20 protein-coding genes are annotated in these 23,308 nt (G+C 37.4%); 9 read left to right on the top strand and 11 right to left on the bottom strand.

All coding sequences use genetic code 11. The annotated features are described in order from the left end of the window. Position 1: 1 nt before the first annotated feature. The 4 genes from AC5SR4_RS16125 (at position 2) to bshA (ending at position 5,984) form a co-directional block, all read left to right on the top strand. Positions 2-211, top strand: a complete 210-nt coding sequence (locus AC5SR4_RS16125; RefSeq protein ID WP_495357308.1) for a DUF4266 domain-containing protein — start codon at positions 2-4, stop codon at positions 209-211. Between the two features lie 9 nt (positions 212-220). Beyond that, positions 221-1,705 (top strand): DUF3570 domain-containing protein, encoded by a 1,485-nt coding sequence (locus AC5SR4_RS16120; protein WP_495357307.1) that lies wholly within the window; start codon positions 221-223, stop codon positions 1,703-1,705. 122 nt (positions 1,706-1,827) lie between these two features. Then, on the top strand, positions 1,828-4,746 hold the full coding sequence (locus AC5SR4_RS16115) for a serine hydrolase domain-containing protein (RefSeq protein WP_495359201.1): 2,919 nt from the start codon (positions 1,828-1,830) through the stop codon (positions 4,744-4,746). A 101-nt stretch (positions 4,747-4,847) separates the two neighbouring features. Then, entirely contained in the window at positions 4,848-5,984 is a 1,137-nt protein-coding gene (gene bshA / locus AC5SR4_RS16110; protein WP_495357306.1) for an N-acetyl-alpha-D-glucosaminyl L-malate synthase BshA, read from the top strand. Between the two features lie 16 nt (positions 5,985-6,000). Here bshA and AC5SR4_RS16105 read toward each other — a convergent pair whose 3' ends face one another. From AC5SR4_RS16105 to AC5SR4_RS16080, 6 genes are all read right to left on the bottom strand, one after another. Continuing rightward, the gene (locus tag AC5SR4_RS16105) at positions 6,001-8,511 is read right to left on the bottom strand and encodes a pectinesterase (protein WP_495357305.1); all 2,511 of its coding nucleotides are present in this window, start codon (positions 8,509-8,511) and stop codon (positions 6,001-6,003) included. A gap of 141 nt (positions 8,512-8,652) precedes the next feature. Further along, the gene (locus AC5SR4_RS16100) at positions 8,653-8,799 is read right to left on the bottom strand and encodes a hypothetical protein (protein ID WP_495357304.1); all 147 of its coding nucleotides are present in this window, start codon (positions 8,797-8,799) and stop codon (positions 8,653-8,655) included. A gap of 22 nt (positions 8,800-8,821) precedes the next feature. Further along, on the bottom strand, positions 8,822-9,292 hold the full coding sequence (locus tag AC5SR4_RS16095) for an OsmC family protein (RefSeq protein WP_495357303.1): 471 nt from the start codon (positions 9,290-9,292) through the stop codon (positions 8,822-8,824). 9 nt (positions 9,293-9,301) lie between these two features. After that, positions 9,302-9,856, bottom strand: a complete 555-nt coding sequence (locus tag AC5SR4_RS16090) for a cysteine hydrolase family protein (protein ID WP_495357302.1) — start codon at positions 9,854-9,856, stop codon at positions 9,302-9,304. Positions 9,857-9,877: 21 nt separating this feature from the next. Further along, on the bottom strand, positions 9,878-10,588 hold the full coding sequence (locus AC5SR4_RS16085) for a carbon-nitrogen hydrolase family protein (RefSeq protein ID WP_495357301.1): 711 nt from the start codon (positions 10,586-10,588) through the stop codon (positions 9,878-9,880). Between the two features lie 8 nt (positions 10,589-10,596). Continuing rightward, positions 10,597-11,088 (bottom strand): flavodoxin family protein, encoded by a 492-nt coding sequence (locus AC5SR4_RS16080; RefSeq protein WP_495357300.1) that lies wholly within the window; start codon positions 11,086-11,088, stop codon positions 10,597-10,599. A 371-nt stretch (positions 11,089-11,459) separates the two neighbouring features. On the opposite strand from AC5SR4_RS16080, the gene AC5SR4_RS16075 reads away from it, so the two are divergent. Then, positions 11,460-12,104 carry a DUF6266 family protein gene (locus AC5SR4_RS16075; RefSeq protein WP_495357299.1) on the top strand — a complete coding sequence of 215 codons (645 nt, stop codon included), beginning with the start codon at positions 11,460-11,462 and terminating at the stop codon, positions 12,102-12,104. Positions 12,105-12,149: 45 nt separating this feature from the next. On the opposite strand, the gene AC5SR4_RS16070 is transcribed toward AC5SR4_RS16075, so the two are convergent. Then, positions 12,150-12,389 carry a helix-turn-helix domain-containing protein gene (locus AC5SR4_RS16070; RefSeq protein WP_495357298.1) on the bottom strand — a complete coding sequence of 80 codons (240 nt, stop codon included), beginning with the start codon at positions 12,387-12,389 and terminating at the stop codon, positions 12,150-12,152. A gap of 250 nt (positions 12,390-12,639) precedes the next feature. Then, positions 12,640-13,131, bottom strand: coding sequence for a hypothetical protein (locus tag AC5SR4_RS16065; protein ID WP_495357297.1), 492 nt, complete (start codon positions 13,129-13,131; stop codon positions 12,640-12,642). Positions 13,132-13,262: 131 nt separating this feature from the next. Between AC5SR4_RS16065 and AC5SR4_RS16060 the strand changes: the two genes are divergently transcribed. Continuing rightward, positions 13,263-16,184 carry an FAD-binding and (Fe-S)-binding domain-containing protein gene (locus tag AC5SR4_RS16060; protein ID WP_495357296.1) on the top strand — a complete coding sequence of 974 codons (2,922 nt, stop codon included), beginning with the start codon at positions 13,263-13,265 and terminating at the stop codon, positions 16,182-16,184. Here AC5SR4_RS16060 and AC5SR4_RS16055 read toward each other — a convergent pair. Continuing rightward, positions 16,176-17,024, bottom strand: coding sequence for a UDP-2,3-diacylglucosamine diphosphatase (locus tag AC5SR4_RS16055; protein WP_495357295.1), 849 nt, complete (start codon positions 17,022-17,024; stop codon positions 16,176-16,178). The genes AC5SR4_RS16060 and AC5SR4_RS16055 overlap by 9 nt on opposite strands. Positions 17,025-17,209: 185 nt before the next feature. Here AC5SR4_RS16055 and aroC point away from each other — a divergent pair, with 185 nt between their 5' ends. From aroC to AC5SR4_RS16040, 3 genes are all read left to right on the top strand, one after another. Next, complete coding sequence (gene aroC / locus AC5SR4_RS16050) at positions 17,210-18,280, top strand: chorismate synthase (RefSeq protein WP_495357294.1); 1,071 nt, start codon at positions 17,210-17,212, stop codon at positions 18,278-18,280. A 94-nt stretch (positions 18,281-18,374) separates the two neighbouring features. Beyond that, on the top strand, positions 18,375-19,676 hold the full coding sequence (locus AC5SR4_RS16045; RefSeq protein WP_495357293.1) for a dicarboxylate/amino acid:cation symporter: 1,302 nt from the start codon (positions 18,375-18,377) through the stop codon (positions 19,674-19,676). Positions 19,677-19,683: 7 nt separating this feature from the next. Continuing rightward, complete coding sequence (locus tag AC5SR4_RS16040) at positions 19,684-20,517, top strand: sulfurtransferase (protein WP_495357292.1); 834 nt, start codon at positions 19,684-19,686, stop codon at positions 20,515-20,517. A gap of 1 nt (position 20,518) precedes the next feature. On the opposite strand, the gene AC5SR4_RS16035 is transcribed toward AC5SR4_RS16040, so the two are convergent. Beyond that, positions 20,519-20,938 carry a thiol-disulfide oxidoreductase DCC family protein gene (locus AC5SR4_RS16035; protein ID WP_495357291.1) on the bottom strand — a complete coding sequence of 140 codons (420 nt, stop codon included), beginning with the start codon at positions 20,936-20,938 and terminating at the stop codon, positions 20,519-20,521. Positions 20,939-20,954: 16 nt separating this feature from the next. Further along, positions 20,955-23,123: an endonuclease MutS2 gene (locus tag AC5SR4_RS16030; RefSeq protein WP_495357290.1), complete on the bottom strand. Its 2,169-nt coding sequence runs from the start codon at positions 23,121-23,123 to the stop codon at positions 20,955-20,957. Positions 23,124-23,308 lie beyond the last annotated feature (185 nt).

The raw sequence follows: 23,308 nt of genomic DNA, 5'->3' as shown, positions 1-23,308 counted from the left end.
TATGGTAAGATTCTTAATGATTTTAATAGCAATCATGTCTTTAACTTCGTGTGCCGTAGTTAAAGAATATGAAAAAGTTAATTTGAATGACCCCGATATGGCTTTAACTAAAAAAAGTTCAGATAGGTTCACTACAAATTTTCAAGTATATAGAGAAGCTGCATCAGGGGCTAATGGGGGAAAATCAGGTGGAGGCTGTGGCTGTAATTAATTATATAGAATGAAGAAATTATTAATAGTCCCCATTTTATTTTTTGTTGCTATAGGATTTGCACAAAATAATAACCAAACCGCAACAATAGGATACAAAAAGCGTGTTTTGGAAACTGCCGAAGTAGACTTTTTAACAAGTTATTATTCTCAGGATGGTGATAATGCTTCTGTTACGGGAGGTATAGGTACAGAAAAATTAACAGATTTTACCCCAACCATAGTAGTTAGTTTACCATTAAATGCAGATGATGTTTTAACGGTTGATGCAGGAATATCGGCATATACATCAGCATCTTCCAGTAATTTAGACCCTTTTGATAGAACCAAACGTGTAGCAACAACGAATACAACAGTTGTAACTGGAGCTTCATCAAGTTCTACAAGTACATCTACATCGTATGTTACTGTTGTACAACCAACACCATGGGCAGCTTCTTCAGGAGCATCTAGTGCCGATGTTTGGGGTAATGTAAATGTAGATTACAGTCATAGTTTTAATGATAGAAACACTGTTGTTAATGCCGATGTGTCGTTTGCTACAGAGTTCGATTATTCCTCAGTTGGTTTTGGCGGTGGCATTACAAAGCTTTTTAACGATAAAAATACCACTCTTAATTTAAGTGCCAAAGTGTACTTAGATACCTGGCGACCAAGATACCCAACAGAATTGGATACTTATTTTGTTGATGCCAATGAAAATTTAAACAACAGCTTTTTTGCGAATGTTGATATATATGACCAAAATGGTAATGCTATAGATAAAAATGGTAGTGATGTTTGGACCCCGGTAAAGTCACCCATTATACAAGATAAGGCGCGGAATTCTTATTCACTGTCCTTTAGTTTTTCTCAAATACTTAGTAAAAATGCCCGGTTTTCTATGTTTTTTGATCTGGTACAACAAAAAGGATGGCTTTCAAACCCCATGCAACGGGTTTACTTTGCCAATGTTGCTAATTATTACATAGGCAGTCCAGCAACCATTCCCAATTACACATCACCTACAAACAAGGATGTTTTTCAATTAGCAGATGATATTGAACGTCTGCCCGATAGCCGGTTTAAAATTCCAGTGGGTATTCGCCTAAACTATTATTTAAGCGAAATCTTTACACTTAGAACCTATTATCGTTATTATTTAGACGATTGGGGTATTACGTCACATACAGCAGAAATAGAATTACCCATTAAAATTTTCAGTAAATTTACATTGTATCCTTCCTATCGTTACTATAACCAAACGGAAGCCGATTACTTTGCGCCTTATGAAGTACATGTAGTTACCGATGCATTTTATACCTCAGATTACGATTTGTCTAAATTCAATGCCAGTCAATACGGCTTGGGGGTAAGCTACACTGATATTTTTTCAAAGTTCCATTTATGGAAGTTAGGTTTGAAAAGCATCGACATAAAATATAATAATTACAAGCGTAATATAGGTTTAACAGCCAATATTATTTCGGCTGGATTTAAATTCGTTATGGATTAAGTTGTTCACAACCTAATTATAAATCTATCATAAAGTCTTTTTATCTTCTTGCTAAAAGTATTATTTTGGCACGATTATTAATACTATATACCATTATTAATAAGCTTAAAGAACCATTATTTATGCGTCAAATCTTCATTGCAATATATATTCTTTCTTTAACACCAATATTTACGCTTGCACAAACGACTAATCCATTACGAACGGTTGATGCCAAAGCACAAAAAAAATGGGTAGACAGTATTTATAATACCATGAGCCTTGAAGAAAAGGTTGGGCAATTATATATGGTTCAGGTCATGTCTAACCAAGACCAAGAGACAAAAGATAAGATTATAAAGCAGATACGAGCTTACCATATTGGCGGACTCATATATTCAAATGGTGGACCAGTAAGGCAGGCTAAATTGAATAATGAACTACAAGCATTATCAAATGTGCCTTTACTAATAGGTATGGATGCCGAGTGGGGGTTAAGTATGCGTTTAGATTCTACCTATGCATTTCCCTGGAACATGACCTTAGGCGCTATAAAAAACAACAAGCTTATAGAACAAACAGGCAGGCAAATAGGTGAGCACTGTAAACGTTTAGGGGTCCATTTTAACTTTGCTCCTGTGGTAGATATCAATACCAACCCACTAAATCCAATTATAGGAAATCGGTCGTTTGGTGAAGACCGGGATAATGTCACCAACAAAGCTTTAGCTTTCATGGAAGGCATGCAAAGCGCCGGTGTATTGGCCAATGCCAAGCACTTTCCTGGACATGGTGATACCGATCAAGATTCACATAAAACCTTACCAACCATTGGCTTTAATGAAAAGCGTATAGACTCCATTGAGTTATATCCTTATAAAAAGCTAATCAAAGCGGGGCTTTCCAGTGTTATGGTAGCCCATTTAAATGTACCAAGTTTAGAACCGCGAGAGGGTTATCCATCATCATTGTCCGAACACATTGTAACCAATATACTAAAAGACTCCCTAGGGTTTCAAGGTCTTATATTTACTGATGCTCTAACCATGAAAGGCGCCTCCAATTTTAGTGAATCTGGAGCTATAGATTTAGCAGCCTTTATGGCAGGCAATGATGTTATGCTTATGTCTGAAGATGTTGGAACTGGTATTTCCAAAATAGTTGAAGCGTATCATAATGGTACCATCTCAGAAGCACGCTTGTCACACTCCGTTAAAAAGATATTAATGGCCAAATACAAGGTGGGATTGAATGCTTACAAGCCAGTAGCTATACCCAATTTAGTAGCCGATTTAAACAGAATAAAAGACCATGTTCTATCTGAAGAACTTGTAGAAAGCGCCATTACCGTAGTGAAAGATGATGCCGATTTAGTACCGTTTACACATCTAGAAACAAAGCATATCGCTTATGTAGGTTTGGGAGATGATGATGGTTCTATCTTTTTTAATGAATTAAAAAAATATGCTAGAGTACATCAAATTAAAGCTGATACTATTGATGAATTGTTAGCAAGGCTTCAAGATTATAACACCGTAATTATAGGTTTACACCGCTCCAATGATAGCCCGTGGAAACCCCATGAGTTTTCTAATGACGAATTAATGTGGATTGAAGCAATAGCCAAATCCCACAAAGTGGTTTTAGATGTATTTGTAAAGCCCTATGCTTTGTCTCATTTACAAACTATTGAAAACATAGAAAGTATTATTGTTAGTTATCAAAATAGTATCGTAGCCCAACAAAAATCTGCGCAGCTTATATTTGGTGCCATAGCATCTAAAGGAGTTTTACCAGTATCAGTCGGTACCTATTTTAAAGTAGGTGATGGTATTTACAATAATGCTATCAAGCGTTTGGCCTACAGTATTCCAGAACGGGTAGGGATGGACTCTGAAAAACTAAAGAAAGTAGACTCCATAGCACAAAGTGCCGTAGATAGAAAGATGACACCAGGCATCCAGCTTTTAATAGCTAGAAAGGGTAAGGTGATATACAATAAAAACTTTGGTAAGCATACTTATAAGGGTAAAGAAGAAGTTGCTTTTGATGATATTTATGATGTAGCTTCACTAACAAAAATTCTGGCTACCTTACCTTTGGTTATGGAACTGGAAGAAATGGGTGATATATCTTTAGATAGTAAACTTTCAGATATACTGCCAGAATACAAAGGTTCTAACAAAGAAAATATTACCATAAAGGCCATGTTGTCGCATTATGCAAGATTGCGCCCTTGGGAACCCTTTTATTATCATACATTAGACTCTGTTACTAAGCGGCCAAGTGCCAAATATTACAGTACCGTTAAGAGCAATAAATTTAATATAGAAGTTTATAAAAACCTCTATTTACGTTCTGATTACCAAGACTCTATACAAAAAATCATAAGGGATTCCGAGTTGCTTGAAACCCTAAAATACCGTTACAGCGACTTTCCTTATTACATTTTAAAGAAATTTATTGAGAACTATTACGACAGAACCCTAGAGCAATTAGCACAAAGTCATTTTTATGAATCTTTAGGAGCCAATTATACTATGTACAATCCGTATCATAAAATAAGTAACAAGAAAATAATACCAACTGAAATAGATGATTATTACAGGTACCAAGAAGTACATGGTTATGTACATGATATGGGGGCTGCTATGCAGAATGGCATTGGGGGCCATGCAGGTGTTTTTAGTAATGCTAATGATGTAGCTAAAATTATGCAAATGTATTTGCAAAAAGGATTTTATGGTGGTAAGCGTTACTTAAAACCAGAAACTATAGATAAATTTAACATGTGTTATTATTGTGCAGAAGATAATAGGCGTGGCGTAGGATTTGATAAACCCCAGCTAGAAGGCGAGGGGCCAACCTGTGGTTGTGTATCATTAACCAGTTTTGGTCATTCTGGATTTACAGGTACCTATACTTGGGCCGATCCAGAAGCCGAACTTGTTTATGTGTTTTTGGCAAATAGAACTTATCCCAATGCCGGACAAAATTTATTATTAAAAGAAAATATTAGAACCAATATACAAAGCTTGATATACGAAGCCATAATAGAGTAAAAAAATAGAGATATGAAGCGCCCATGATAATTATTATTCACATACACGCGTATGATTATCTAGGTGTTCCATATGACCTCTAAAACAATAAAAATAAACAGATGAAAATAGGTATTGTTTGTTACCCTACGTTTGGGGGTAGTGGTGTGGTAGCTACCGAACTGGGTTTAGAACTTTCTAAACGCGGTCATGAAGTTCATTTTATTACCTACAACCAACCCGTAAGGTTGGAACTGTTAAGTAATAATGTACATTACCATGAAGTAACCGTTCCCGAGTATCCATTATTTCATTACCAACCTTATGAGCTGGCGCTATCTAGTAAGTTGGTAGATATGGTAAAACTCCACAGAATAGAGATTCTTCATGTGCATTATGCCATACCGCACGCTTATGCGGCTTATATGGCTAAAAAAATGCTTATAGAAGAAAATATTTATGTTCCCATAGTCACCACATTGCACGGAACCGATATTACCCTTGTAGGGAACCATCCCTTTTACAAACCGGCAGTAACCTTTAGTATCAATAAATCTGATGCCGTAACAGCAGTGTCACAAAGTTTAAAAGATGATACCTTGCGGTTGTTCGATATTAAAAATGAGATTAATGTGGTGCCAAACTTTATAGACTTAGACAAGTATAATAATGGTTTTACAGATTGCCAACGTATTATGATGGCCAGTGATCGAGAAAAAATCATTACCCACATTAGTAATTTAAGGCCCGTAAAGCGCGTACAGGATGTTATAAAAGTGTTCTACAACATTCAAAAAGAAATGCCAGCTAAATTAATGTTGGTAGGAGAAGGGCCAGAGCGTGAACATATAGAAATACAATGTCAAGAATTAGGCATTTTAAACAAGGTTATTTTCTTTGGTAAGAGTAATGAGATAGACAAAATATTGTGGTTTAGCGATTTGTTTATATTACCTTCAGAATCAGAAAGCTTTGGTTTAGCGGCCCTTGAAGCCATGGCTTCTGGAGTGCCCATTATTTCTAGTAATACTGGTGGTTTACCAGAAGTTAACATACACGGTGTATCAGGCTTTTTAAGCAATGTTGGTGATGTAGCAGATATGACCAAAAATGCACTTCATATTTTGAGTGATCCAGAACAATTGATAACGTTTAAAAAGAACGCCAGAAAAGAAGCCTTAAAATTCGATTTGCATGAAATAGTACCACAATACGAGACTATTTACGAAAACACCCTTTCTAGGTGTTTAATGCTATAAATAGCCGTATAGGTTATTATTGCCATTTTGCTTGTATTTCTGTTATAACACAAGGTGCACCACCGCTGTATTCAATACCCAATCCGCCATAGGCATTGGGATCAATAGTGGCTTTTAAATTTACTTTTCTTGCAACCTCAGGCCCGTACGATGCCTCGTCAAAGTCCGTAGCCTTTGTTTCAGCATGGGCAGTCAATTCAGTGCCATTAACAGCTAAACTTATGTAACAAGGTGTTCTATAGCATAAAGAAGAAACCGGATCGCTAATTTCTGTAACACTACCATAGTTGTATTTTATTAAGATGAAATCTACAGCATTGTGGTATTTAGTTGTTCTTATTATTCTAAGGCCATAACCGCTTTTTGTTAGCGCATTGTATTTTATAAGTACATCCATATACAATGGAGCTACAGCAAACCCTTGCCCATCAGATTTAAAGGGCGCAACAACAAGGTTTATATCCATATCCTTATACCGCTTGTTGGTAGGCGTATAGCTTAGGCGACCACTACGGCCTTGTAAAAGCCCCCATACATTGGTGGCGCCATCTCTACCTTCACCATAATACCAGGCATCTTCATTAACGTTAGCGGTTTCAGGATCAAAATAATCCAGTGTCCAAAAACCGGGAATAACAAGTGTTTGATTACTTGTAGAAAGATTCTTGAAATCCTCGTGCAAGGTATTTAAATCCGTTTTCACATCTTTTTTAGATATGGGTTTAGACATTACATATCCAATAGTGTTTCCAATTTCAGATCGAATGTGTTTAGGTGTTACACTAGCTTTAATATAATATCCAATATCACCAGCAGTTAATTTATAAGAGAGCATGGGCTTATCAAATCTAGAAACCGCTATCTCTATAGGAGAGTCCCCCATATCATTTATACAGCGGGACCAAGACACAAGCGACTCATCCTTAAAATCTGTATCCAGCTCATAAGCCACACTAAGCGTTCCGTTTTCTTTTGTAACCTTTGGAAATGTATTAAAAAAAGGCGCCTCAAGAATGGAAGGCGCTACATGTATTACACTGGCCGCTTTTAAGCCAGAAGCCGTATGGGCTACCACAATAACATCCTTAGTGTCGTTATGGTTGTTTGTTGGAATAACATCACAAGATTGTCCATCTGCACTAGGCACTAATTGTACTAAAGCCTCATATTCTGGTGCTACAGACCAAGATATGGTTTCGCCACCTTTAGGATAGTTACCAAAGCGGTTTACTTTGGCAGTTAGTGTAATTTGTGATTTTTCAGTTTCAATGGTCACATCTGTTGGGCCAATAAGCAATTGCGTTGGCAGCTCAGTTAAAGGCTTATCAAGTGCTTTTTCAGCTTCCAAAACCAATGTTTTTTGGCTCATAGGGTCCCAATCGTCATCCCCTTTAAGTAAATTATAAGTATTATAAACTACTTGGTTATTGTATTCAAATCTATAGGCATTCAAAACAGGCTTATTAGCCATCATTACAGTAGATGCAGGGGCTTTTTCTCCAATCATTATAGCCTCACCATCATTACTTACATTGTATTGATAGCTTACCATTTCAATAGGTGTTTGGTCTCTCCAACCTAAATAGGTGTTAGGTTCCAAATCAAAGCGAGAATCTATTACGGCCATTTGTCCACTAGCCTTTACGAAATATTGATTATCTTTTGTAAACGATTTAATGTCACAATCAAGAAAAACAGCACCTGTACCGGTTGTTCTGTAAAAAGGTTTAGAATTATAAAACTCAAAAGAGCAATCTATATAAACCCCCGTGCTGCAAAGGGCGTCATCGGTAGATTCAAAGTGGCATTGATCAAATAGCACCCGCTTACCACCTGTAAACGGACATAAATTTAACCGACTTAAAAAATAGGTGTTTCTAGCCACTATTTTATCGCCATTGCAATGAATAAGCTGTGCCTGCACAATAGCAGAAGCACGCTTTTCCCTATTTAAATCAGGCTTTAGCGGGTACACCAAGTCAATATTACAATAGTTGCCAAAGGTTAGGTTTTCAGAGCTGGTACCATCGCCCATAAACTTAAACAGTGTAAAATTACCTTTAGAGCCAATGGTTTGTCCGCGATTAGCAGCAATAACTACATTTTCAGCTTTATCAGTAAGACCATTAAAACGTAGCCATTCACAAGCTATGATCAAACCATAAGGGGCACGTTCGCCCGGTTGTGCAGTACGTATAGCAGGATCGTCCGGGTCGTCAATCCAATACACATAAGGCGCTAGGTTTAATACCATGGGAGTTTCTTCAGTGCCGTTTGTAAGTTGTTTGGCTGCTTCGTTAATAGAGTTAAATACATAGGGGTATTTACTAACTTCTGCATTAGAGAGCTGCCCGTCAATAAAAAAAGAACGAGGCCCTAATGCTATTTTATTGCCATTATAAGTTATATAGTCCCCATGAAACGTAATGGGGTTTTTAGGGTCTAAGGGTGTGTAATTGTCTAGAGATTGTGCTTTGCAGTAACATATAGTTAAAGCAAAAAATAAGGTTAAAACTATTGTTTTCATCTAGGTTTAGTTATTATTAAAGAGTAATTAGTTCTAAATGTATAATTTAAAACTATAAGATGGAAATTTAAGTTGTTTATTTATAATTAGTTAAGTGGTATTTGTTTTAATGTCAATAATATATTCAAGAAGCTAACAAATTCAATAAACTCTCCCGCTTAAATTACTATCAATAGTTTTACAACCGGTAGCCCAACCCCATTTCCAAAATGATATTTTATAAAAGCTAATATGTGCCATAAGTTTGCGAAAAGATAAAGCTAATTTTTCTAATTTTATCTTATCCATTGTTTTCAAATGTTAAGTTATTTTATCCAACCAAAGCCTCAGCCTCATGCCCAACCCTAAAATTACAAGAATTTGCAATAAAACACATTTTATGGGCTTCCTCATGCAATGCATTAGCTTTGGTAACCATACCGGCGTCTGTAACCGTTACTTTAGGGTGTAGTGTAACCTTTGTAAACCGACCACTGCCATCCGGGGTTTCTTCCATAATGCCACTGGCGTTATCAATATATTCAGTAACCACTATTTTGTTTACGGCACAAAGGTGCAAGTATGCCAGCATGTGGCAAGAGGATAGGGCAGACACCAGTAGTTCCTCTGGGTTATAGCGTGTTTTATCTCCTAAAAAAGCGGGGTCTGAAGAACCGTTTATGGCAGCATATTTCCCGTTTGAGTAAATAGTATGGTTTCGGTTATAAGACCTGTAATTTTTAGTGCCTTGGCCTTCATTACCGGTCCACTCCATAGTGATTTCGTAATTATGGGTTTTCATTTTATGAGTTTAAGGTATTAATGCTTTTTTTATTTTATCAGTTGTTTTTACAATAATAAGCCCTTTAGTTGGTACCATATTCTGCCAGACCCAATTATAATGGTCAATTACTTGCTTGGCTTTTAAATGGGGTCTTTCAGCAGTAGTATGCCCATCTTTAACAACAGTTATATTATAATCTTTGGTTAAAGCAGATTGTACAGTAGCCTCAACACAAAAATCGGTTGCGCACCCAGTAACAAACAACTCATTTACGTTAAGTTTTTTTAGTTTAGAATGTAGTTTAGAGTTATAAAACACATCATTAACATATTTGTCAATCATAATATCCTCGGGCTTAACAATTAAAGCGTCTAGTATCTCCCAATCTGTTGTGTTTTTTTCAAATTCTCCTGTTCCAGTGCCATTGTGTTGAATATAAATAACAGGTAATTTTAATTCACGAAATAATTTAGAAAGCGCATTTATTCGCTTAACAACCCCATTAGTATCAAAACGGGGTGTTTTTGTGGTAAAAGAACCTTTCTGCATGTCTATTATTAAAAGAGCTTTACTATTTTTCATTAATTCACAATGTTAAATTTTTCATCCAGTTTTTTCATTATAAATTATTGTATCATAAACTATCATGCCTTCCTTGCCATGATTAAGCTTCATTTTCAAAATCCCATTTCCATCCCATACTGCTGATTGCCCCGCACTCTCAAAATTGTCACAATAACCAATGCTATTAGACATCAAAACAGACATGTTATACATTCTTGCCATTTCAGGAAAATGATTAAAAGCTTTTTCAATACCGGCTTGGGATTTGGCAACACTAGCCAAATACACATTTGCACCTAAGGTTTTAGCTTTTTCAAAATGTTCGGGTTGTAACGCTTCGTAACAGATTCCCAAAGCGATCCCGCAATTGTCTATATTTAATATAATATCTTTAGTGCCTTCAATAAAATATGGCTTTTCATCGGCATGCAGTTTTTGTTTGGAATAGGTTTGTCTGGGTGCGTTGGGAGAGAAAAGGATACAACTTATTAAAATTCCGGATTCAGATTTGGTAGGTAACCCTACAACTATAATTATGTTACTAACATCACTTATTTTTTGAAACACATCCAGTCTAGAATCATACATATCGGTTGCTAATGCTTTAGCAAGCTCAGGTTCATAGCCTGTTAATGATAGCTCGGGAAAAATAATTAAGTCTGCTTTATGCAAAATAGCTTTATCAATCCATAGCAAATGGTCTTTGATGTTTGCTTCAATGTTTCCCTTATGGGGCTTTATTTGAACCATACAGATTTTCATTCTTCAACCAGAGCTATAAATTGTGCTATTTTCTGCGAATTGTTTTCTCCAATGGTAGTATGTGCATTGCCAAGATAATGCATGCCCAAATAGTTTGCAGACTCGGTAAAGGGAAGCCAAAAATGTTCGCCTAGATTACCACCCATAGAACTACTTATCGCAGCCATTTTTTTACCACGTAATTTGCGCCCTAGGTCTTTTTCAATGGTCAGTAAATCGGTCAATCTATCAAAAAACACTTTCATAATGCCACTCATAGCGTACCAATATACCGGGGTTGCAAAAATTAGGGTATTGTAGCGTGTAATGATTTGTTTCATTAAAGGCAAAAAATCATCATCGCGGTTGTGGTGTTCGTAGTCGTAATAGCTAAAATTATAGGTGTTTAAGTTTATAACATCCCATTTAGAGATCTCAATTAATTCGTTTACTAGGGTAGTGGTATCTCCGTCGTTTCTGGAACTTCCAACAATTACAACTTTATCCATTTATTTTGGCTTACACCCACAAATTTAAATTTATTATTTATAAAATTTTAAATATTCTTAGAATATAAAAGGCACTGATTTTTCCAAAATCAGAAAAATTAATACAAACCCCAGCATTTATTCAAGCTTAAATCTAGTTTGCTCCAAGGTTTGTTCGTCCAAACCCCCATCTAAAAAAAATAACCCTGAGTAAAGGACGAACAAACCCCGAACAAACCTCGAACAAAACCCCCTATTTTTTTAAGGGTATTCCCAAATAGTCCCAAACCGTCCCAAATCGTCCCATTTAGTTCCAATGCGTCCCACAGTTTTGTAAAATAAAAAACGGCGTTTTAGTTTCGTGGCATGTTAAACCCTAAATTTATTATAACATGGGAAAATTTTCAAAAGGCATCCTCGGAGGATTCTCCGGAAAAGTAGGCAACGTAGTGGGTGTACGTTGGAGAGGTAAAGATATAATGCGCAGCTTACCTCAGCGCGGAACTTACACACCAACAGAGGCTCAGATAGAGCAACGCGATCGGTTTAAAACAGTAATATTGTTTTTAACACCAATTAAGTTTATTCTATCGGCATACTTTGGGAAACAACAAGATGATAAGTCGCCTTTTAATCTGGCAACAGGTTATCATATTAAAGAGGCCTTATTGCCAGATCCATTGGGTGGTTACTTAATAGACTATCCAAAGGTTTTGATTTCTAAAGGAGATTTAAGAGGTGTTGCCAATGGTTCTGTAACGCCAGATGTTAACCAGGAACTAACAATTGCCTGGGATGACAATAGCGGACAGGGCAATGCTGGAGCAACTGATGAGCTGGTATTGGCAGTGTATTGTGAGTCTCTAGATTTGTTTGAAACGGCCAATCCTGCTGGTACTCGCGATTTAACAACGGTACAAATGCCACTGCCTACATATTGGGCTGGCTTAGATGTACAGGTATGGGCTACGTTTGTTACGGCTGATAAAAAGTTGGCCGCAACCAGTACTTATTTAGGTACAGTAACACTTACTTAAACCAATTGGTTGTTAAAAAGAGGTGCTTTTTAAAGCACCTTTTTTTTATGTTTTATGCTCTGGGTCTTTAGGCATGCGTACCTTATTGCATAACCTGTGTGCCATGTTTTTTTGAATAAAGTGTCGCGGAAAGTAGCGTGTTCCTCCCATGGTAGTATATGGTAAAATGTTTTTTTTACACCAGCGGTATACGGTGCTTTTTGTTATTTTAAAAAATTCTTGTACTTCATTATTCGTCATCCATTCCTCTTCCTTAAAACGATGATTGTTAAATAAATCTGGCATTTTAATTTGGGGTAAATAGTTAATTAATATTGTATTTAGTTATTATTAATTTACACCTAAACATGTAAAAACTTATACATAATTAATAAATTACATATAAATAAACAATAAATACGTAATATTTTTTATATAAAAAACCATGTAATTTAAAAAAGACCTTGTGGAATATATACTAACAAAAAACCGTGCATGAAAAGAGATTCATGCACGGTGGCTAAACAAAATGCTACATTGGCATTTTAGTAATATTTTAAAATTGGTAACGAATACCTAAGGCAATATCAAAATCTAAATCGTTATTTTCATAAGTGTCATCACCAAAACCAATTTCAGGTCTAAAGTCTAAAGACAATAATAATGGGATGTCAAAATTGTATTCAATACCTATATCTCCGGCAGCAAATATAAAGGTATCCGTATAATCGTCATTTACTCCATTGTCAAAGCTAAAAGAACCTAAACCGCCACCAGCACCAACGTACCAGTTAAAATCGCCATCTAAGTAAAATACCCATTGGTATAAACCGGTAAGTTTAAAACCGTCGTAGTTTTTACCGTCTCGCCAGCCCAAATCCACTTCCAATCGGTTATTGCTACCTAAAGCATGTTGGTACGAGATCTCGGCGCCTAAGCCATCGCTATCTCCCAAACGTAAACCAATGGCATTGTTAGAAATCTCTTGGGCATTCGATGTAAAAGCAAATCCTAATGCTACAACAAATAATAAAAATAATTTTTTCATAAAGTGTAAGTTTTGTTTTATTAATTTAATATACGTTCTTTTTTATAAATCAGATCGTTTTTACAAAAATAACGCCTAAAATCTAATTATATTTAACATCTTTTTAGAATTATAAACAATTTTATCTATACATGACCTTAACTGCACATTTACAAGCATTAAGCAAAACGCTTTTGGGCGAATTGTTATTTGACGATTTAATAAAATCGCTTTATGCTACCGATGCATCGGTTTACAGAATGCTACCGCTGGCCGTGGCCTACCCTAAAAACAATGAAGATATACGGCAACTTATACAGTTTGCAAAAACACAAAAAACATCCTTAATTCCCAGAACGGCGGGTACTTCATTAGCGGGTCAATGTGTGGGTGAAGGCATTGTTGTAGATGTTTCTAAATACTTTACCAATATTATTAATGTTGATGAAAAAGCACAAACAGTAACCGTACAACCCGGTGTGGTTAGAGATGCCCTAAACAATTACCTAAAGCCATTTGGGTTGTTTTTTAGCCCCAATACATCTACATCCAATAGGTGTATGTTAGGCGGTATGGTAGGTAACAACTCATCGGGTACCACATCCATTCAATATGGTGTAACGCGCGATAAGGTTATTGAAATGCATACCATTTTAAGTGATGGCAGTGAGGTGGTTTTTAAGGATATTACGGCTGCAGACTTCCAAGACAAATTAAAACAAGACACACTTGAGGGGCAGATTTATAAAACGCTTTATGAAGAATTGCGCCCAAAGGCTGTACAACAAGGCATTGTTGATAATTTCCCTAAGCCTGAAATACACCGCAGAAATACGGGCTATGCTATTGATGAGTTGATTAAAACGGATGTGTTTACCAATACCAATACCCCCTTTAACATGTGTAAATTGCTTTCGGGCAGTGAGGGCACTTTGGCATTTACCACACAAATAACCTTAAAACTGGATAAGTTACCTCCTGATGAGGCTATTATGGTGGCCGCACATTTTAGCAGTATAGAAAGTTGCTTAAATGCGGTTACCTTAGTAATGGAGCACAACCTGTACACCTGTGAAATGATGGATAAAACCATTTTAGATTGTACTAAGCACAACAAAACCCAACAGGAAAACAGGCGTTTTATTGAGGGCGACCCTAAAGCCATTTTAATGTGCGAGGTACGCGCCCATACCAAGGAAAAGGTTACTATACTGGCAGATAAATTGGTAGCAGCCATAGCAGCTTCTGGCTTAAGCTATGCATACCCAACGCTAGAAGGCGAACATATACATAAGGCCAACAATTTGCGCAGTGCCGGTTTGGGCTTATTGGGCAATATTATTGGCGATAAAAAATCGGCAGCCTGTATAGAGGACACCGCTGTGGCTTTGCCCGATTTGGCCAACTATATTTTAGAGTTTACGGCATTAATGAAGGGCTACAACCAAGAAGCCATTTATTATGCCCATGCCGGAGCGGGCGAACTGCATTTGCGCCCGGTACTTAACTTAAAAAAATCTGAAGATGTGGCGCTGTTTAGAAAAATAACGACCGATGTGGCTCATTTAGTAAAAAAATACAGGGGAGCCATGAGTGGCGAACATGGCGATGGTATTGTTAGGGCAGAGTTTATCCCAATGATGATAGGCCAAGCTAATTATGATATTGTAAAGCGTATTAAAACGGTTTTTGATGCAGATAACATCTTTAACCCGGGCAAAATAGTAGATGCTTACCCAATGGACCAATCGTTGCGCTATAAAGTGGATAGAGTAGAGCCAGAGATTGAAACGGTAATGGATTTCTCGGCTTCGCAAGGTATTTTAAGGGAGGCCGAAAAGTGCAATGGTTCGGGCGATTGCCGTAAACTGCCTGAGTTTGGCGGTACCATGTGCCCCAGTTATCGGGCTACCAGAAATGAAAAAGATACTACACGTGCCAGGGCCAATGCCTTGCGTGAGTTTTTAACCAACTCTAATAAACAAAACCCTTTTAACCACAAGGAGCTAAAAGCCGTATTCGATTTATGCCTAAGTTGTAAAGCCTGTGCCAGTGAGTGCCCCAGTAGTGTGGATGTAGCCAGTTTAAAGGCCGAGTTTCAATACCAATACCAAAAAGCAAACGGCACCTCGTTACGCACTAAATTGTTTGCTTACAACAATACATTTAATAAGTACGGCAGTTTAATGCCTAGGCTAACCAATGCTATGTTTTCTAATACCCTAACGGCATCTGTTTTAAAAAAAGGGTTTGGAATTGCCAAGGAAAGGCACCTGCCTTTAATTTCTAATAAAAGTTTAGAAAAGGTGTTTCAATATATTGAAAATCAAAAACATATAAAAAGCCCGATTAAGACGGTTTATATCTTTAATGATGAGTTTATTAACCACTTGGATACGTCTATTGGTGTAGATGCCATCCAGCTTTTAAGGGCTTTAAACTACGATGTAAAATTGGTAAAGCATGCCGAGTCTGGACGTTCGTTTCTTTCTAAAGGGCTGCTTAAACAAGCCAAGGCCTGTGCCAATAAAAATGTTGAAGTCTTTAAGTTCTTAATCTCGAAAGAAACCCCTTTGGTTGGTATAGAGCCTTCGGCCATATTAACGTTTCGAGATGAGTATATAAAGTTGGCGGACGATAAACTGGCAGCTGAAAAGATAGCACAGCATACGCTTTTAATTGAGGAGTTTTTACAGCAGGAAATAGCTTTGGGGCATATTACTTCAAAGCAGTTTACCCAAGAGGCCAAAACCATTAAATTTCATGGCCATTGCCACCAAAAAGCATTAAGTAACCAACTATCTAGTTTTGAGGTGTTAAACCTACCTAAAAACTATAAAGTAACCATTATACCTAGTGGATGTTGTGGTATGGCGGGCAGTTTTGGGTATGAAGCCGAACATTATGAGGTGAGTATGAATGTGGGCGAGCAAACCCTATTTCCAGCTATTAGAAAAGCTTCAAATAGTACAATAATTGCCGCCAATGGCACTAGTTGTAGGCATCAAATTAAGGATGGAACTAAGCGGGAACCTAAACATCCAGTGACTATTTTAAGGGAAGCATTACTTTGATTTTTTAGAGTGCTTATCTACAATAGTAATGGCGGCAATAAGATCTGTTATCTCCATATCTTTAAAATCATCGTCAATATAAAAAGGGGATAGCTTGTCCTTGTTATAGTTATAAATCTTCCAACGCTTAAACTGGTATTCTAGGGCGGTAAAGTTTTCTACCCAGTCTCCAGAGTTTAAGTACATGGTTTTACCATTTTTGGTTTCTACATAGGCCATTTTGGGTTGGTGTATATGGCCGCAAATCACATAATCATAACCATTTTCAATAGCTAGGTCTGAGATAACTTTTTCGTAATCGTTAATATACTTAATGGCGCCTTTAACCCCGTTTTTCACTTTTTTAGATAGCGAATAACGCTCTTTGCCCCGGTACTCTAAATACCAATTAACCACACGGTTTAGTAAGGTTAGCAAATCGTAGCCATATCCGCCCAGTTTGGCAAGCCATTTTGCGTTTTGTATAGACACATCAAACACATCACCATGAAAAAACCATGCTTTTTTGCCATCCAACTCCAACGACAGTTTGTTTACAATAGAAATGTTTCCTATGCTAATGCCACTAAACTTCCTAAGCATTTCATCATGGTTGCCGGTAATGTATATAACCTCTACACCATCGCCCGCCATGTCCATAATCTTTTTAATGACCTTTAAGTGCGATTTGGGGAAGTACCGTTTGCTAAACTGCCAAATATCTACAATATCACCATTTAAAATAAGCTTTTTGGGCTCTATGCTGTTTAAGTAAGTTAACAGATGTTTGGCATGGCAGCCATAGGTGCCTAAATGAACATCTGATATAACAGCAACTTCTATTTTACGTTTAATCTTCAAGCTATTAGGTTAATTATTACAAATTACCAGTTTTTATTTTACTTAGGTATTATGTAATAATTATATAAATATCAGCTTAACGTTAAACAAATGTTATGAGTGTTTTGCAATATTTTACCAGTCTTTATAGAATTTCATTTTTGTTTCTCTAAGAATAGATTTACTTTAGCAACAAAATTTTACATATGGCAGGGAATTCCTTTGGAAAATTATTCACTTTAACAACATTTGGCGAATCTCATGGGCCAGCATTAGGTGGGGTGATTGATGGGTGTCCATCTGGCATTGCATTAGATTTAGATGCAATACAAGCAGAACTTAATAGAAGAAAACCGGGGCAATCGGCCATTGTTACACAGCGTAAGGAGCCAGATACCGTAAAGTTTTATTCGGGTATTTTTGAAGGTAAAACCACGGGCACCTCTATAGGCTTTGTTATTGAAAATACCAATCAAAAATCGCACGATTACTCACATATAAAGGATAGTTACAGACCTAGCCATGCAGATTATGTTTACGATAAAAAATATGGTTTTAGAGACTATAGGGGTGGCGGACGTAGTTCGGCCAGAGAAACGGCTTGTCGCGTTGTAGCTGGTGCGGTTGCCAAGCAAATGTTACAAGGTATTGAGGTTACGGCTTACGTATCTAGTGTGGGAACCATGAAGCTGGATAAGCCTTACACAGACTTGGATTTAACGAAAACGGAAACAAATGCTGTGCGTTGTCCAGACCCCGCTATGGCTAAAAAAATGGAAGCCTATATTAAAGAAGTGCGGAGTAAGGGTGATACTGTAGGTGGTATTGTAAGCTGTGTAATTAAAAATGTACCAGTTGGTCTGGGAGAGCCTGTTTTTGATAAGTTGCATGCCGAATTGGGTAAGGCTATGCTATCTATTAATGCCGTTAAAGGCTTTGAATATGGTAGTGGCTTTGAAGGTAGTACCATGTATGGTAGCGACCACAATGATGCGTTTAATAACGATGGTACGACCAAAACAAATTATTCGGGTGGTATTCAAGGCGGTATTAGCAATGGTATGGATATCTATTTTAATGTGGCATTTAAGCCAGTGGCAACACTTATTCAAAAATACGAGACCATTGATAAAGACGGCAATACGGTAGAAATGCAGGGCAAGGGACGCCATGATCCTTGTGTGGTACCAAGAGCTGTGCCCATTGTAGAAGCGATGGCGGCGCTGGTAATTGCCGATTTTTTACTCATGAGTAAAGTTTTAAATTATAATAAATAACTATAGATGAAACACCCATGAGAATTGCATTCACACACACGAGTATGATTGTCTAGGTGTTCCATATGACCTCTAAAACAATAAAAATAAACATATGAAAAAACTAGCATTACATTGGCAAATACTTTTAGGCATGGCCCTTGGGGTTGTTGTGGGTTTACTAATGAGTTATTTTGATGGTGGTGCTGAGTTGGTTGCAGATTGGATTAAACCTTTTGGGAATATTTTTATAAATGCCCTTAAACTTATTGCGGTGCCTTTAATATTGGCCTCTTTAATAAAAGGGGTATCCGATTTAAAGGATATTTCCAAGCTTTCCAAAATGGGAGGTAGAACTATAGGTATTTATATTGTTACAACAGTTATAGCGGTTTCTATTGGTTTGCTGGTGGTAAACACTATTAAACCTGAAAAATCTATAAGTGAGGAGACTAGAACGGAGTTAGTAGAAAGCTATAAGGACGATGCAGGCTCTAAAATAGCAGCAGCTGAAAAACAAAAAGAAGCAGGTCCGCTACAAGCTTTAGAGGATTTAGTACCCAGTAACATTTTTGCTTCGGCCAGTGATAATGGCAGTATGTTACAGGTTATATTCTTCGCTATCTTTTTTGGATTGGGGCTAATTTTAATTCCAGAAGAAAAAGCAAAGCCCGTTAAAGCTTTTTTTGATGGGTTTAATGAGGTTATTTTAAAACTGATTGATATTATTATGCTAACGGCCCCTTATGGGGTGTTTGCTTTATTGGCCGCTTTGGTGGTTGAAGCCCCAAGCGCCGATTTGTTTAAGGCTTTAGGCTGGTATGCCATGTGTGTTGTTTTGGGCTTGTTCTTAATGATTATGGTATATGTAACCATTGTATATGTGTTTACCAAAAAAACGCCCAGGTTCTTTTTTGAAGGCATTAGTCCGGCACAGCTTTTAGCTTTTTCAACAAGCTCTAGTGCTGCTACCTTACCCGTAACCATGGAGCGTGTTGAAGAGCATTTGGGTGTAGAAGAGGAAGTAACTAGTTTTGTACTGCCCATAGGTGCTACCATTAATATGGATGGAACTAGTTTGTACCAGGCGGTTGCTGCAGTATTTATTGCACAGGCTTTTGGTATGGATTTAAGTTTTAGTGTGCAATTGGGTATTATTGCTACAGCTACATTGGCCTCTATAGGTAGTGCTGCTGTTCCAGGAGCAGGCATGGTCATGTTGGTAATAGTACTGGCACAGGCAGGTATTCCTGAGGCTGGTTTGGCGCTTATTTTTGCAATTGATAGGCCTTTGGATATGTGTAGAACCACTGTAAATGTTACAGGCGATGCGGCTGTGTCTATGTTGGTAGCCAAGTCGGTTGGAAAACTAGGAGAGCCTAAAGTAAAAGATTGGAACGATAATTATAAAAAGTAAGTCTTTCATGGCACATATTACATTAAAACAACCTCTTGTTTCTGTACACTGGTTGCACACGCATCTTCATGCAGATAATTTAGTAATTTTAGATGCTACTATTAAAAAAGCAGTGCCTACGGGTTCTGATACAGTATTGGATGTACAAATACCCCATGCCCTTTTTTTCGATTTAAAACAGGATTTTAGTGATACTTCGGCGCCGTTTCCAACAACCTTCCCCTCAGAAAAGCAATTTACAGAATCTGCCCAAAAGCTGGGTATTAATCAAGATAGTGCTATTGTGGTGTATGACGACCAGGGCATTTACTCCAGTGCAAGGGCTTGGTGGTTATTTAAGGCTATGGGGCATAACCAAGTTGCTGTTTTAAATGGTGGACTCCCAGCATGGTTAAAAGCGGGCTATACCACAACGGATAAAAAAAATATAGTGCCAGCTTTGGGTAACTTTGTGGCACATTATAAACCTGCACTTATGACTTACTTTAAAGGTGTAAAGGCAGCATCTTTGCAAAAGTCACATATTATTATCGATGCACGCTCAAAGGGTCGGTTTGACGGGGTAGCCCCCGAACCCCGTGAAGGTTTGCGTAGCGGACATATACCAAACTCGGTAAATTTGCCTTATGAAACGTTGTTAGCAGATGGTTTACTTAAGGACAAAGAAGCGCTACAACCCTTATTTAAAACTTTGGCAAAGCAAGACGAACCCATTATCTTTTCTTGTGGTGCGGGCATTACGGCTTGTGTTTTAGCTTTGGGAGCAGAAGTTTCTGGCTATAGTAATCTTTCGGTTTATGATGGCTCTTGGACTGAATGGGTGAGTTTGGTGCCTGAATAGGCTATTCCAAAAATTTACTTCTCAATTCTGGGGTGGGTACCATGCAAGCTTCTTTTTTGCCATACCATTTATAGCGGTTTTTGGCTATGTAATCGTAAACCGCATTGCGAATAAAGGGCGGTACAATTAAAAATACACTTAGTAACGCTTGGGGAAAACCCAAATGGTAAGCGATTTTTAAAGCAGCGGTAGATTTAAAACAAAGCCCCTTATTGGGTGTATAGAGAATAATGGAATCTGTTTTAGCAGTATCAATATCATATGCTTTTATAAGTTGTTGTCCGGCATCGCTTTGCAATGCTGTAAACATAAATACATTTTTTTTATCGTGCTTAATCACGTATTGCACACTGTTGTTACAGAGGTTGCAAACGCCATCAAACAAAATGAGTTTCTTATGTTGGGGGAGTTGGATATGCATGTTGTAAAGGTATGGCTTATTTTTTTACAGCTTCTACCAATTCCAATTGTTCCAGGCTTACATTGGTGGTAAACATGCCATAATTAACTACGGCTTTGTTTTTCTCTATTTTATCAATACTGCCAATGGCACGACCATCTTCCATACGAACCCTGTCGCCTACCTTTAATGTCACTTTGGGTTTGGGTGCTTCAACGGCTTTCTTTTTGGCTTCTTTTTTCTTCTTGCGGATAACTTTAACAACTTTCTCGGCTTCTTGCTTTACTTGTTGCTCTTTGGCCTTAATGGCTTTGGTCTCTTTGGCAGTGGTGCGTTTGCGTTTGGAGTTTTCTATCTGTACTATTTTAAATAGTTCGCTCATTAGCTCGCGCTTTTGCTTGTTGTTAAAATACTTTTCTGCCAGGTCATTAACTTTTTGGCCTAAGTAAATTAAGCGTTGGTTACTGTCATACAGCTCTTGGTAGCTTTCTAGCTTCTTTTGTATTTTGGCATTTATTTCTTCTAATCGGTTGGCTTCTTCGCTGGTCTTTTTTTCATTTTGTTTTAGGGATTCACCTGTTTTTTCAAGCTTAGAGCGTTCTTTTTGCAGTTTTGCTATGGTGGCATCAAAGCGTACTTTACTGCGTTCTATCTTCTTTTTAGCACGGTTTATCAATCCATAAGGAATGCCGTTTTTTTGTGCAACCTCAAAGGTAAACGAGCTTCCTGCTTGGCCTATAACCAGCTTGAACAGGGGTTCTAGGGTACGTTCATCAAACAACATATTGGCATTGAGCATGTAGGGCAACTCATTGGCCAATATTTTTAAATTGGAATAATGGGTAGTAATGATACCAAAGGCTTCCCGATGGTAAAATTCCTCCAGAAATGTTTCGGCCAAAGCCCCACCAAGTTCGGGGTCGCTACCAGTACCAAATTCATCTATTAAAAAAAGGGTGCTTTTATTGCACTTCTTCAAAAAGTAATTCATTTGCTTTAGGCGGTAACTGTAGGTGCTTAAATGGTTTTCAATGGATTGGTTGTCGCCTATATCGCTTAAAACCCTATCAAATAAGCATACCTTACTGCGTTCGTGCACAGGAATAAGCATACCGCTTTGTAGCATAACCTGTAATAGCCCAACGGTTTTAAGGGTAATGCTTTTGCCACCGGCATTGGGGCCAGAAATAACTATAATACGGCTATCTTGCTTTAATCCTATGGTTTGCGGAAATGTTTTTTCTTGCTTCTCTAAATTGGTTAAATAGAGAAGTGGATGGTAGGCATCCCGCAGATACATGCTTTTTTCTTCAGATAGTTGAGGGAGAATGGCATTCATGGAACGGGCGTATTTTGCCTTGGCAGCAATAACATCTAGGTGTATTAAAAATGCCTGGTACTGTTCCAGTAAGGGCAAAAATGGCCGAATATAATTGGTGACTTCTTTTAGTATTCTAGTTATTTCTTCTTGTTCTTCGTATTCTAGATTGTTGAGCTCCCTGGAGTACTTAAGCGTGGTTTCGGGCTCCATATAAACAATGCTACCTGTTTTGCTACTGCCCATAATGTTGCCTTTTACTTTGCGCCTGTACATGGCTTTTACGGCCAGTACACGCTTATTCTCGATAACCGATTCGCGGATCTCATCTAAATAATCCAGCCCATGATACATATTTAGTGCAGTAGCAAAGCTTTGATTTATTTTGCCTTTAACACTGTTAATGGATTGCCTTAAATCAAAAAGCAAGTTAGATGCTTGGTCCTTTATATCTCCAAAGCGGTCTACTATGGCATCAATCTTTTCAATAAGTACTTTAGTGACTTCTATATGCGAGGCATAATCTTTTAGGTTGGGGTAGTATTCCTCAAACTTATTTAAGAAGATAATAATGTCGTTTGTAGTTTGTGAAATGGCCACAATCTTTTTTAAGCTATGGACTTCCAGATAGGTGTTTTCTATATGTAATAGCTTAATTTCTTTTGTAATGGAATCGAAACCGTGGTTGGGAATACGGTTATCGTTATAAAAAGACGCTAGGTACTCGTTGGTTAGCTGCAAGCTGGTAAGTAAGGTTTCTTTGGTTTTATAGGGGGCTATTTGTAATGCTTTTTCTTGACCCAATGGGGTAATACAATGCTCGCTAACCTGTTGTAAAACGGTTGGGAACTCTAAATCCTGTAATGTTTTTTTATGAATGTTTATCATTCTAAAGCGCTAGGTAAAATATAAAAACAGGCAAAGTTAAACATTCTGATTGAGATACTTTTTAGGTTGTTAAATTGTTCTTAAGAAATAGTTAATTAACAGTGTGGTCCTATTCTTTAACAAAACGATAACATCTATGGTGGGTTTTTGTCAATAACTTGTTTATCAAATCAATAAACTGTCAA

The organism is Aestuariibaculum scopimerae (assembly GCF_059428085.1).
This window is presented reverse-complemented; position numbering and strand designations above follow the sequence as displayed.